This window comes from Micromonospora sp. NPDC049257 (assembly GCF_040678915.1).
Classification (GTDB): Bacteria; Actinomycetota; Actinomycetes; order Mycobacteriales; family Micromonosporaceae; genus Micromonospora; species Micromonospora antibiotica.
The window spans coordinates 19,900-32,564 of sequence record NZ_JBFAQU010000023.1 but is presented as its reverse complement, the minus strand read 5'-3'; the positions used below and the strand labels follow the sequence as shown (position 1 = coordinate 32,564).

The following is a 12,665-nucleotide window of genomic DNA, read 5'->3' as shown; positions in this document are numbered from 1 at the left end:
GCCGCCGGGGCGGTCCGGCGGTGGGTGTCCGTGGCATTATCCGTTGGCTTTCGTCGGGGCGCGGCCTATGGTGGGCCTCATGTCCCTGGCCGTTCGACTGCGCCGTCCCACCGCCACCGGTTCTCCGGTGACGGCGGTCGTGGTCGGCCGGTTCGAGGCGGTGGCGCCCGGTGCGGCACAGTCCGCCGTCGTGCCCACCCAGGGGCGGCCGAGCCCGATCCCCGCCGGGCGTGGCCCACCCGGAGAAACGCTCCTCCTCCGGATCGGCCACCAGGGCGAAGCCATTTCGGCTTCGGCCCTTTTTCTGTTTCCGTCCCTTTTTCTGCCCGTCGTTCCCCGCTTCCCGAAGCGCGGTGCCCCGAAAGGACACGCCATGAGCACCGACCTGCACCACCAGGCCGAGCAGCACCGGCTGACCATGCTCCGCCAGGCCCTCACCGATCAGTTCGCGACGCAGACGGCCCGGTTGACCGAGCTGACCGCCGACACCGGCGACCCGGCCGAGGCGCACACCCGGGGCGCGTTGATCGCGGCCACCAGGCAGAGCCTGGACCACCTGGCCGCAGCGCTGCGACGGCTGGCCGAGGGCGGCTACGGCCGCTGCGAACGCTGCGAGGCGGCGATCCCGGCGGAACGGTTGGAGGTGCTGCCGCAGGCCCGATTCTGCGTTCCCTGCCAGCAGAAGGCGCACGGCTGACCGGCCGTCCGTAGCCGGCGGTGGGGCGGGATGGGGTCGGGGACCCCATCCGCTGATTGCCCTTTCCGGTCGATGGCCTCGCCGGTGGCCGGCCTTTCTGATTGATGGCCTCGCTGGTGTCGGGCCGGCCGCCAGCGGGGCGGTCGCCCCGGCGGGCGGATTCTCCCCGGCCTCCCGGCAACGGTGTCCTGCCGGGAGGCCGGGGAAGCTCGGAACCCCGTTCCGCCCCGCCATGATGCCGGGGAACCCACCCACCGGGCCGCCGGCCCCGACGACCGCCCCATCAACCACCTAGCTACCTAGGATGCCTTACGCGAGCTGACCCCCGGCGTCACCATCGACCAGGCGCCCAATCAGGACGCCGCAGTCAGGGGAGCCGGAGCGTGGTACGAACCGGTACGGTGCTCGCCGTGACCGCAGACGATCACCGGGCGGCCGGCCCGGTCGCCGTGCTCGCCAATCCCACCGCCGGCCGGGGCCGCCATCGGGGTCTGCTGCCCCGGGTGCTCGACGGCCTCGCCACGGCCGGTCGGCCGGTGGAACTGCTCACCGCGCACACCCCGGCCGAAGCGGAGGCGGCCTGCCGCGCGGCGGTCGCCGCCGGAGCGTCCGCGCTGGTCGCGGTCGGCGGTGACGGCACCGTCCACCAGGCCCTCCAGGTGGTCGCCGGCACGGCCGTGCCGTTCGGCCCGGTGCCGGCGGGCACCGGCAACGACTTCGCCGCCGACACCGGGTTCCCGGCCGACCCGCTCGCCGCCGTCGAGGTGATCGCCGCCGCGCTGCGCGCCGGTCGCACCCACCCGGTCGACCTGGCCCGGATGTCCACCGCCGGTGGTGCCGACCGCTGGTACGGCGCGGTTCTCGCCGCCGGATTCGACGCGATCGTCAACGAGCGCGCCAACCGGATGCGCTGGCCGCGCGGCCCCCGCCGGTACGACCTGGCGATCCTGGTCGAGTTGGCCCGGTTGCGCCCGCGTCGCTACACGCTGCGCCTCGACGGCACGGAACACCACGTGGACGCCGTGCTGATCGCCGTGGGCAACTGCGCCAGCTACGGTGGTGGGATGCGGATCTGCCCCGCCGCCGACCCCACCGACGGGCTGCTGGACGTGGTGGTCGGCGGCCGGTTCGACCGGCGCACCCTGATCCGGGTCAAGCCGCGCATCTACGCCGGCACCCACGTGGCGCATCCGCTGGTGCGCAGCTACCGGGCCCGTACCGTCGAGGTGGCCGCCGAGGGCATCACCACGTACGCCGACGGCGAGCGGTCCCTGGACCTGCCGGTGCGGATCACCGCGGTGCCCGGGGCGGTGCGGCTGCTGCGCTGAGCGGCCCCTGCGGCGGCGGCACCGGTGTGGGCAGGGCAGGACCGCCCCCACCCGCCGGCCACCTACCCGCCGGGAGGGGCGGCGACGCGCGGGGCGGCGGCCCGGACCGCGCCGATGCTGGCGACGACCACCAGGCCGATCGCCAGCACCTCGACCGGGTGCAGGTCCTGGCCGAGGATCAGCCAGCCGGCGAGCGCGGCGAGCGCCGGCCCGAGACTCATCAGCACCGCGAAGGTCGAGGTGGCCAGCCGGCGCAGGGCCAGCAGTTCCAGGGTGTAGGGCAGCACCGAGGCGAGCAGCGCCAGCCCGGTGCCGAGGGCCAGCACCCCCGGATGCCACAGTCGCGCCCCGGCGTCGGCCAGACCGAACGGCAGGGTGAGCACGGCGGCGAGGGCGAGGGCGAGGGCCAGTCCGTCGGCGCGGGGGAACCGGCCGCCGACCCGCGCGGAGCAGACGATGTACGCGGCCCACAGCGCGCCCGCCCCGAGCGCGAGGGCGGCGCCGACCGGGTGCAGCCGGTCGAATCCGCCCTGGCCCAGTAGGGCCACCCCGGCGAGCGCGAGCCCGGCCCAGCACCAGGCCGTCCACCGGCGGGCGGTCAGCACCGACAGGGTGAGCGGCCCGAGCACCTCCAGGGTCACCGCCGGGCCGAGCGGAATGCGTTCGATGGCCTGGTAGAAGACCGAGTTCATGCCGGCCAGGGCGAGGCCGAAGGTACCGACGGCCAGCCAGTCCGCCCGGTCGTGCCCGCGCCACCGGGGACGGCACACCAGCAGCATCAGCAGCGCCCCGATGGCCAGCCGCAGGGTGACCGTGCCGGCCACCCCGACCCGGGGGAAGAGCAGCGCGGCGACGGCGGAGCCGAAGTGCACCGACAGCGCCCCGCCGAGCACCAGTCCGACCGCCGCCGTCCGGCCGGAAGTGTCGATCATGGGGAGGGCAGGGCCAGGTCGAGCACGGCGCCGAGGCCGTTGGGGCGGCCGGGGCCGGCGGCCGGCAGCACCAGCGCGCCGCACCCGGCGGCGACCGCCCCGGCGTCGGCGGGGGTGTCGCCGACCATCAGGGTCCGCTCGGGGTCCACCCGCAGCATCCCGCAGGCCCGCAGGAAGATGCCCGGGTCCGGTTTGCACCGGCCCACCTCGTACGACAGCGCGTACGCGTCGACGAGGTCGGCCAGCCCCCAGGCGGCGAAGAACGGCCGCAGGTCGAAGCCGATGTTGCTCACCACCGCCACCGGAATCCCGGCGGCCCGCAGTGCGGTCAGCACCGGCGCGGTGTCCGGGTAGGGCACCCAGCCCTGCGGCACCAGCACCCGTTCGTAGAGCGCCTCGGCGAAGCCCTCGATCCCGGCGTCGACCGTCTCGGCCAGCCCGGTGTACGCGGCCCGGTGGGCGTGCTCGTAGAGATCCCGGTCGGCCCACAGCTCGGCCAGTCGGGGTGGCACCCGGGCCGGCAGCGGTCCACCGGCCCGGCCCGCGGTGAGCAGCCGGTCGGCCAGCGCGGTGGCCCGCATCCGCTCCAGGCTCACCCCGCACGTCGCCGCGGCGGCGACCACCCAGTCGTGGGCGGGTTCGACCTGCGCGAGGGTGCCGTGGAAGTCGAAGAGCACGGCCTGCACGGGGCGGCGGGACGCGTCGGTTCGGGGGGTGTCCCCGACGCCGTTCGTGGCTTCGGGCGGTTCGACGTGATCCGGCACGTCGTGCACCCTACCGACCCGCCCCGACCCCGCTGCCGGACGGCCTTGGCGGGTGGCCGTCGGGGGTACCGATTAATCTTGCTGACATGTCGAGCCCCGCCGAGCGGTACGCCGAGGCACGCCGCCGGGCTGCCCAGGCCGCCCAGTTCCCGGCCCTGGAAGAGTTCGCCCTCGACCTGGGGTTCGATCTCGACGATTTCCAGCGCGAGGCGTGCCAGTCGTTGGAGCGGGGCAGCGGGGTGCTGGTCTGCGCCCCGACCGGGGCGGGCAAGACGGTGGTGGGTGAGTTCGCCGTCCACCTGGCGTTGCGGGGCACGCCTGCGGCGGTGTCGGCGGCGGCCGACGAGCCGGCGACGCCACCGGTGCGGCGCAAGTGTTTCTACACCACGCCGATCAAGGCGCTGTCCAACCAGAAATACCACGACCTGGTGCAGCGTTACGGGGCCGCGCAGGTCGGCCTGCTCACCGGCGACAACGCGATCAACGGGGACGCCCCGGTGGTGGTGATGACCACCGAGGTGCTGCGCAACATGCTCTACGCCGGGTCGACCACCCTGGCCGGCCTGGCCTACGTGGTGATGGACGAGGTGCACTACCTCGCCGACCGGTTCCGGGGCGGGGTCTGGGAAGAGGTGATCATCCACCTGCCCTCCTCGGTGACCCTGGTGTCGCTGTCGGCGACGGTCTCCAACGCCGAGGAGTTCGCCGACTGGCTGGTCACCGTGCGCGGTGAGACGGCGGTGGTGGTCAGCGAGCACCGGCCGGTGCCGCTGTGGCAGCACATGCTCGTCGGCAAGCGGATGTTCGACCTCTTCCACGACGCCGACGCGGCCCGCAAGCACGACGTGCACCCCGAGCTGCTGCGCTACACCCGGGAGCAGACCCGGCGGCTGGAGCTGGGGGAGGGGCGCAGCGCCGGCCCCGGCGGCGGGCGGCGTGGCCCGCGCTGGCGGGGCCCGATGCGCCCCGACATCGTCGACCGGCTGGACCGGGAGGGGCTGCTCCCGGCGATCCTGTTCATCTTCAGCCGGGCCGGCTGCGCCGCCGCCGTGCAGCAGTGCCTGGCGGCCGGCCTGCGGTTGACCTCGGCGGAGGAACGCGCCGAGATCCGCCGGGTGGTGGAGTCGCGGGTCACCGCGATCCCCGGTGAGGATCTCAGCGTCCTGGGCTACTGGGAGTGGCTCGACGGGTTGGAGCGTGGTCTGGCCGCCCACCACGCCGGGATGCTGCCGGTGTTCAAGGAGGTCGTCGAGGAGCTGTTCGTCCGGGGCCTGGTCAAGGCGGTCTTCGCCACCGAGACCCTGGCGTTGGGCATCAACATGCCGGCCCGGTGCGTGGTGCTGGAGCGGCTGGTCAAGTTCAACGGCGAGGCCCACGTCGATCTGACCCCGGGGGAGTACACCCAGCTCACCGGGCGGGCCGGTCGACGGGGCATCGACGTCGAGGGGCACGCGGTGGTGGTCTGGTCGCCGGAGACCGACCCCCGGCACGTGGCGGGCCTGGCCTCCACCCGCACCTATCCGCTGCGGTCGAGCTTCCGGCCGTCGTACAACATGGCGGTGAACCTGGTCGGCAGTGTCGGCGTCGAGCCGGCCCGCGCGTTGCTGGAGTCGTCGTTCGCGCAGTTCCAGGCGGACCGGTCGGTGGTCGGGCTGGCCCGCCAGGTGCAGCGCAACACCGAGACCATCGAGGCGTACGGCGCGGAGGCGGTCTGCCACCAGGGTGACTTCGACGAGTATTTCGCGTTGCGGGTGGCCATCGCCGACCGGGAGCGGGCCATCGCCCGGCAGGGGCAGACCCAGCGTAAGGCCGCCGCGGTGGCGGCGTTGGAGCGGTTGCGGGTCGGTGACGTGATCCGGGTGCCGTCCGGGCGGCGGGCCGGGCTCGCGGTCGTCCTCGACCCGGCGACCGGGGGGTTCGGGGAGCCCCGGCCGCTGGTGCTCACCCAGGACCGTTGGGCGGGGCGGATCAGTCCCGGCGACTTCACCACCCCGGCCGAGGTGCTCGCCCGCATCCGGGTGCCCAAGCACTTCAACCACCGCTCACCGGCCGCCCGGCGGGATCTCGCGGCCGAGGTGAGCAGCACCGGGCTGGACCGGCACGGCGGCCGGCGGGGCGGGCGTTCCCGGCAGGCCGCCGGTGAGGACCACCGGCTCAGCCAGCTCCGCACCGAGCTGCGTCGGCACCCCTGCCACGCCTGCCCGGAACGGGAGGACCACGCCCGTTGGGCGGAGCGGCGACGCCGGTTGGAGAACGACACGGAGGAGCTGCGGCAGCGGGTGTCGGGGCGGACCGGCTCGCTGGCCCGGACCTTCGACCGAATCGTCGCGTTGTTGACCGCCCGGGGCTACCTGTCCGCCGACGGGCGGGTGACCGACGCCGGGCGGATGCTCGGCCGGATCTGGACCGAGGCGGACCTGCTGGTCGCCGAGTGCCTGCGGCGGGGCGTCTGGGACGGGCTGTCCCCGGCGGAGTTGGCCGCCGCCGTGTCGGTGGTGGTCTTCGAGGCCCGCCGGGACGTCGACGAGCGGGCGTCGCTGCCGCGCGGGCCGGTCGCCGACGCGGTCGACGAGACGCTCAAGTTGTGGAGCGAGATCGAGGCCGACGAGGCAGAGCGGGGGTTGACCGTGACCCGGGAACCGGATTTCGGGTTCGCCTGGCCGATCTACCGCTGGGCGCGGGGGGAGACCCTGGCCAAGGTGCTCGCCAGCGGGCACCAGATCGACGGTGAGATGCCCGCCGGGGACTTCGTCCGGTGGGCCCGGCAGGTCGCCGACCTGCTCGGTCAGCTATCCGACTCCGGTGGGGCGTCGATCGAGCTGCGGGCCACCGCGCGGCAGGCGATCGCGGCCGTGAACCGGGGCGTACTTGCCCATTACACCTCCGCCTGATCATCACTTTCGGTCACCGACGGGCGGTGAATCGACGCATCGCACGGTCACCGTGACGGCACCGGCCAGGAAACCGGGGGGCCGATGTTGCGCCTGCTCGGAGCCTCCCCGATCATTGCTCGGGCGCGGTCTCCTACGCGCCGGTAATGAGTGGGGGGAAGGCCGCCGTGGCGGAGATCAATCACTTTGAGTACGGGTGGATCACACCCGCGTTGAGTTACGCACTGTCCGTGCTCGGTTCGTTCCTCGGTCTGGTCTGCGTCGGGCGGATCCGTACCGCCACCAGCTCCGGGCAGCGCTTCTGGTGGGGTCTGCTGGCGGCCTGGGCGATCGGCGGCACGGCGATCTGGGCGATGCACTTCATGGCCATGCTCGGCTTCGCGGTCACCGGCACCCGGATCCGCTACGACGTTCCGCTCACCGTCGCCAGTACGGTGATCGCCGTCACCGCCGTCGGGATCGGCCTGGCCATCGTCGGCACCGGTCGGCTGGGTGCCGCGAAGGTCCTCGGCGGTGGCCTGTTCACCGGCATCGGTGTCGCCGCCATGCACTACACGGGGATGGCGGCGATGCGGCTCAACGGCGACCTGAGCTACGACGCCACCCGGGTCGGGCTGTCGGTGGCCATCGCCGTCGTCGCGGCCACCGTGGCGCTGTGGCTGGCGATGACCGTCCGCCGGGGGCTGGCGATCGCCGGGTCGGCCCTGGTCATGGGGGTCGCCGTCAACGGTATGCACTTCACCGGGATGAGTGCCCTGTCGGTGCACCTGCACGAGCGGCGCGGGGAGCTGACCGGCGCGGGGGTGAGCACGCTGCTGGTGCCGATCGTCCTCGCGGTGATCCTCGTGGTGGTCGGGCTGGTCTACGCGTTGCTCGCCGCCCCCACCGACGACGACCGGGCCGCCGCCGCCTACCTGCACGCCCGGCAGGCCAACGCGCCGGTGGTCGAACCGGAGACCGCCCCGGACCCGGTGGGACTGCGTAGCCGGTCGGCCACCCTGGGTCGGCCGGGCACCCCGTTCCCGTCCCGCCGGGACGTCCCGCCCCCGCGCTGACCGGGCCCGCCCCCGCGCTGACCGGGCCCGCCCCCGCGCTGACCGGGCTCGCACCGGGGCTGACCGGGCTCGCACCGGGGCTGTCCCCGCCGCGCTTGCCGGGCGTGCGTCGCGCGCACCGGGCCCGGCCCGGCCGGGACGTCCACCGGCCGGGCCCGCACAGCCGTGGCCGGCCGGGTCAGGGCTGCGCGGCGAGGGCGTCGACCAGCCGTCGGCAGGAGCCGGCCAGGTTCCACCGTTGGGCCAGCTCCAACAGCCGGTCGGGATCGGCGGGCGCGGTGGGTAGCGTGGTGACCAGCGTCGGCAGCGGCACGTCGGTGGCGACCCGGACCACCTTCGGGGCCACCGCCAGATAGTCGCGGGCGCCGTCGAGCTTGGCCCGCAGCCCCGGGGCGAAGCCGGAGCCCGGGTCGTCGAGCGCGGCGAGGATGCCGGGCAGGCCGCCGTAGCGGTCGATCAGCCGGGCGGCGGTCTTCTCGCCGACCCCGGGCACCCCGGGCAGCCCGTCGCTCGGGTCGCCGCGCAGCGCGGCGAAGTCGGCGTACCGGTCGGCGGGGACACCGTAGCGGGCCCGGACGGCGGCGTCGTCGCAGTCGTCGAGCTTGGCCACCCCGCGACCGACGTAGAGCAACCGGACCCGGCGGGCGTCGTCGATGAGCTGGAACAGGTCCCGGTCGCCGGAGACCACCTCCACCGGGCCGGGTTGGGTGACCGACAGGGTGCCCAGCACGTCGTCGGCCTCGTAGCCGGTGGCCCCGGCGGCGGTGATGCCGATCGCGGCCAGCACGTCGAGGATCACCGGCACCTGCGGGGAGAGGGTGTCCGGCACCTCCTCACCTCCCTCGGGGGCGACCCGGTGCGCCTTGTACGACGGCAGCAGCTCCACCCGCCAGGCGGGCCGCCAGTCGTGGTCGAGCGCGCAGACCATCCGGTCGGGCCGGCGGGTGCGGACCAGGTGGGCGAGCATGTCGAGGAACCCGCGCACGGCGTTGACCGGCTGGCCGTCGTCGGTCCGCGCCGCCGACTCAGGCACCCCGAAGTAGGCCCGGAAGTAGAGGCTGGGGGCGTCGATCAGCAGGATCGGGGGTTGGTCTGCCACGCCCGACAGCCTGGCACACCCCACCGACGGGATGGGGGACGGCACGACGGTCGACCCGGGCCGCAGCTCGGGCCGGCCGGTGACGCGGCGGTCTCCCGCACCCGTCGGGTCACCAGCGCACCGGCACGGTGACCACGATGAGGGTGTCCCGGCCATACGGGACCCGGAGCCGGTCGGGTAACCGGTGGTGGCGGGAAACCGGCGTGACACCCACCGGCCGGCGGGGCGAGACTGCGGGCATGGAGTTCGTGCCCGGTCTGGTGCTGTGCCGCCGCTTCCACGACGAGGTCCTCGCGCCGCTGCTGGCGAGCCGACTGCCGGGCCTGCGGTACTCGGCGGGGTTGCTCGACGGCGGTTCGGAGCTGCTGGGTCTGGACACCGAGCGCTCCACCGACCACGACTGGGGCCCCCGGGCGCAGATCTTTCTGGCCGAGCCGGCCGACCTGGCGTCGGTGCGGGCGGCGTTGGTCGACCTGCCGACCCGGTTCCTGGGCCGACCGACCCGGTTCCTCAGCTGGCCGACCGCCCGGCTGGGGGTGCCCGACGCCGCCGGGGACCGTAGCGGGGTCGAGGTGGCGGGCTGGCGGGACTGGCTGCGGGGCCGGCTCGGTTTCGACCCCACCGTCGCGGTCACCACCGACGACTGGCTCGCCACCCCGACCCAGCGGCTGGCCGAACTGACCGCGGGTGCGGTCTTCCACGACGGGCTCGGCGGCGCGGTCGGCGCGGTCCGCGCCCGCCTGGCCTGGTATCCGGACGACGTGTGGCGGCACGTGCTGGCCGCCGGGTGGACCCGGGTGGGGCAGGCCGAGCATCTCGTCGGCCGGTGTGCCGAGGTGGGCGACGCGTTGGGCAGCCGCCTGCTGGCCGCCCGGGTGGCCCACGACCTGATGCGTCTCGGTCTGCTGCTGCACCGGCGCTGGCCGCCGTACGACAAGTGGCTCGGCACCGCGTTCGCCGCGCTGCCGGATGCCGGGCCGGTGGTGGCTGCGCTGGCGGACACCCTCGGGCCGGGCGACTGGCCGCACCGGCAGGCGGGCCTGGTGCGGGCGCTGGAGACGGTCGGTGAGTGGACCAACGCCACCGGGCTGGCCGCGCCGGTCGTCACCACGGCCCGCCCCTTCCACGGGCGGCCCTTCCTGGTGCTCGACGCGCCCCGCCTCGCCGCCGTGCTGCGGGCCGCGGTCGTGGACCCGGTACTGCGGGACCGGCCGCTGCTCGGGGCCGTGGACCAGTACGTCGACAGCGTGGACGTGCTGACCCACCCCGATCGTGCGCGCCGGGTCTGCGCCGTCGTCGCCGGCTGACGGTATCGCCGGGGGGCCGTGGCGTCGCCGGGCGGCGGTCTCCGTCGGGGTGGGTCGCGGCCACCGACGGTCGGCCCCGCCGCGTGCGGCGACGCCGACCGTCGGTGGCCAGCCGGGTCAGCCCCGGATCCGGCTGCGGATGAACTCCCCCGACTCGGTCAGCACGGCGGTGCCGGTGAAGTCGGTGCCGGCGCAGGTGCCCCGCCGGAACACCGAGTTGCTCTCCGGTCCGTCGGAGTAGCTCCACATCGCGTAGCTGATCTTCAGGCTCTTGAGCAGGTCCAGCCAGGTGGTGGCGCTGTCGAGGTCGTTGGGGCCGTCGCCGGTGAAGGTCTGGGTGCCGAACTCGCTGACGAACAGCGGCAGGCTCCGGGCGGCACGGGCCACCGTGGCCCGTTGCAGGTCCCGGTGGGAGGCGGCGTAGAAGTGGAAGGTGTACATGATGTTGGTGGCGTCGACCGGGTCGTCGATCACCTCGGTCTCGTCGGCGCCCTCGGAGACGCCGAGGGAGGAGAATCCCCGGGTGCCGACCAGCACCACGCTGTCCGGGTCGGCGGCCCGGATCACCGGGATGACCTGCTCGGCGTAGCTCTTGATGTCGGCCCAGCCGACCCCGTTGGGTTCGTTGGCGATCTCCCAGAGCACGTTGGTCCGCTCGGCGTGCCGGGCGGCGACCTCGGCGAAGAACGACTGTGCCCGCTCCAGGTTGAACCGGGGGTCGCCGGGGGTCAGGATGTGGAAGTCGACCACCACGTAGAGGCCGAGCGCGCTGGCGGTCGCCACGGCCTCGTCGACCTTGCGGGTGAAGCCGGCCGGGTCGGTCTCGAAGCCGCCCTCCTGGACGTACATGGCCACCCGGACGAAGTCGGCCTGCCAGTCGGTGCGCAGCGCGGCCAGCGAGTCCGGGTTGAGGCAGTTCGGGAAGAACTGGAGGCCGTGGCTGCTCATCCCGCGCAGTTGGACCGGTTCGCCGGCCTCGTCGCACAGGTTCACCCCGCACACCCGTAGCCGGCCGTGCACGGCCACCGGGGACCCGGCGGGCGCGCTGGCCGGGCCCGCGGTGGGCCCGTCGGTGGCGGTGGCCGGGGGAGCGGTGGTGCCGGTGGTCGGGTCGGTGGCGACGGGGCCGGCCGTGGCCGGTGGCGCGGGCTCGGTGTCGGCACTCGCGGTGGGGACGGCCAGGGCCGCCCAGCCGGCGACCAGGGCGGCGAGGGCCACCCCGGTCCAGGTCAGTGCTGCGCGTCGGTGCATCGGAATCTCCGGTCGGGCTCGTCGGGACCCGGGGAAGGCATCCGGTGGTACGAGATCGACGCGGCCACGGTTCACCCCGGGACATGGTCGCCTCCCGACCGCCGGACTGGGCCCTGGCCCAAACGACCGTTAAGCTGACGGGGTGGCGCCCGACGACGGGCAACGGCTCACCACCCTGGAGTTCATCGCGCTATGACTGTCGACCGGATCCTGCCCACCGACGAGGCCCACGACCTGCTCGACCTCGCCACCGAACTCGCCGACCGGGAGCTCGCGCCGAGGGCCGCCGGCTTCGAGGAGCGCGCCGAGTTCCCCCGGGACGTGCTGCGCACCCTGGGCCGGGCGGGCCTGCTGGGCCTGCCCTACGCCGAGGAGCACGGCGGTGCCGCCCAGCCGTACGAGGTGTACCTCCAGGTGCTGGAGATCCTGGCCGGGCGCTGGCTCGCGGTCGCCGAGGCGGTCAGCGTGCACACCCTGTCCTGCTACCCGCTGGCCGAGTTCGGCACCGACGCCCAACGCAAACTGCTGCCGGACCTGGTGGGCGGGGAACTGCTCGGGGCGTACTGCCTCTCCGAGCCGCAGGGGGGCTCGGACGCGGCGTCGCTGACCACCAGGGCGGTCCGCGACGGCGACGACTACCGGGTCACCGGGGTCAAGGCGTGGATCACGCACGCCCGGGTGGCGGACTTCTACAACGTCTTCTGCCGCACCGGCGAGCCGGGCCCGAAGGGCATCTCCTGCCTGTTGGCCGACCGGGACACGCCGGGCATCGTGCCGCAGGCGGCCGAGCGGACCATGGGGCTGCGCTCCTCGCCGGTGGCTCAGGTCGCCTTCGACGACGCCCGGGTGCCGGCCGACCGGCTGATCGGCGGCGAGGGGGCGGGGTTCACCATCGCGATGTCCGCGCTGGACTCGGGGCGGCTCGGCATCGCCGCCTGCGCGGTGGGCCTGGCCCAGGCGGCGCTGGACTACGCCGTCGGTTACGCCCGGGAACGGCAGCAGTTCGGCCGGTCGATCATCGACTTCCAGGGGCTGGGCTTCCTGCTGGCCGACGCGGCCACCCAGATCTCCGCCGCCCGGGCGCTCACCCTGGCCGCCGCCCGGCTGCGCGACGCCGGCCGGCCGTACTCGATCGAGGCGGCCAAGGCGAAGCTGTTCGCCACCGACGTGGCGATGCGGGTGACCACCGACGCGGTGCAGGTGCTCGGCGGGGCCGGTTACGTGTCCGACCATCCGGTCGAGCGGTACATGCGCGAGGCGAAGGTGCTCCAGATCGTCGAGGGCACCAACCAGATCCAACGGCTGGTGATCTCCCGGGCGTTGGCGAGGGACTAGCCTGTG

The 12,665-nt window shown here is 74.4% G+C and carries 10 protein-coding genes; 6 read left to right on the top strand and 4 right to left on the bottom strand.

From position 1 onward, the window contains the following. Window positions 1–373: 373 nt before the first annotated feature. The gene (locus tag AB0K25_RS25515; RefSeq protein WP_091240169.1) at window positions 374–697 is read left to right on the top strand and encodes a TraR/DksA C4-type zinc finger protein; all 324 of its coding nucleotides are present in this window, start codon (window positions 374–376) and stop codon (window positions 695–697) included. Between the two features lie 401 nt (window positions 698–1,098). After that, window positions 1,099–2,025 carry a diacylglycerol kinase family protein gene (locus AB0K25_RS25510; RefSeq protein WP_091240171.1) on the top strand — a complete coding sequence of 309 codons (927 nt, stop codon included), beginning with the start codon at window positions 1,099–1,101 and terminating at the stop codon, window positions 2,023–2,025. A 62-nt stretch (window positions 2,026–2,087) separates the two neighbouring features. Here AB0K25_RS25510 and AB0K25_RS25505 read toward each other — a convergent pair whose 3' ends face one another. Continuing rightward, window positions 2,088–2,957 carry an EamA family transporter gene (locus tag AB0K25_RS25505; RefSeq protein ID WP_363823114.1) on the bottom strand — a complete coding sequence of 290 codons (870 nt, stop codon included), beginning with the start codon at window positions 2,955–2,957 and terminating at the stop codon, window positions 2,088–2,090. Next, window positions 2,954–3,643, bottom strand: a complete 690-nt coding sequence (locus AB0K25_RS25500; protein WP_363823176.1) for an HAD-IA family hydrolase — start codon at window positions 3,641–3,643, stop codon at window positions 2,954–2,956. Before AB0K25_RS25500 ends, AB0K25_RS25505 begins: the two co-directional genes overlap by 4 nt. Before the next feature lie 164 nt (window positions 3,644–3,807). Between AB0K25_RS25500 and AB0K25_RS25495 the strand changes: the two genes are divergently transcribed. Both AB0K25_RS25495 and AB0K25_RS25490 read left to right on the top strand, forming a co-directional pair. Further along, on the top strand, window positions 3,808–6,612 hold the full coding sequence (locus AB0K25_RS25495) for a DEAD/DEAH box helicase (protein WP_363823112.1): 2,805 nt from the start codon (window positions 3,808–3,810) through the stop codon (window positions 6,610–6,612). Between the two features lie 167 nt (window positions 6,613–6,779). Next, a complete protein-coding gene (locus AB0K25_RS25490) occupies window positions 6,780–7,667 on the top strand; it encodes an MHYT domain-containing protein (protein WP_219461955.1) in 888 nt (295 codons plus the stop codon). A gap of 178 nt (window positions 7,668–7,845) precedes the next feature. Here the strand turns inward: AB0K25_RS25490 and AB0K25_RS25485 are convergent, their stop codons facing one another. Then, a complete protein-coding gene (locus tag AB0K25_RS25485) occupies window positions 7,846–8,766 on the bottom strand; it encodes a 5'-3' exonuclease (protein WP_363823110.1) in 921 nt (306 codons plus the stop codon). A gap of 239 nt (window positions 8,767–9,005) precedes the next feature. Here AB0K25_RS25485 and AB0K25_RS25480 point away from each other — a divergent pair, with 239 nt between their 5' ends. Beyond that, window positions 9,006–10,073 (top strand): DUF4037 domain-containing protein, encoded by a 1,068-nt coding sequence (locus AB0K25_RS25480; RefSeq protein ID WP_363823107.1) that lies wholly within the window; start codon window positions 9,006–9,008, stop codon window positions 10,071–10,073. A gap of 117 nt (window positions 10,074–10,190) precedes the next feature. On the opposite strand, the gene AB0K25_RS25475 is transcribed toward AB0K25_RS25480, so the two are convergent. Then, entirely contained in the window at window positions 10,191–11,324 is a 1,134-nt protein-coding gene (locus AB0K25_RS25475) for a glycoside hydrolase family 5 protein (RefSeq protein WP_363823104.1), read from the bottom strand. 192 nt (window positions 11,325–11,516) lie between these two features. Here AB0K25_RS25475 and AB0K25_RS25470 point away from each other — a divergent pair, with 192 nt between their 5' ends. Continuing rightward, window positions 11,517–12,659 (top strand): acyl-CoA dehydrogenase family protein, encoded by a 1,143-nt coding sequence (locus AB0K25_RS25470; RefSeq protein ID WP_219461965.1) that lies wholly within the window; start codon window positions 11,517–11,519, stop codon window positions 12,657–12,659. Window positions 12,660–12,665 lie beyond the last annotated feature (6 nt).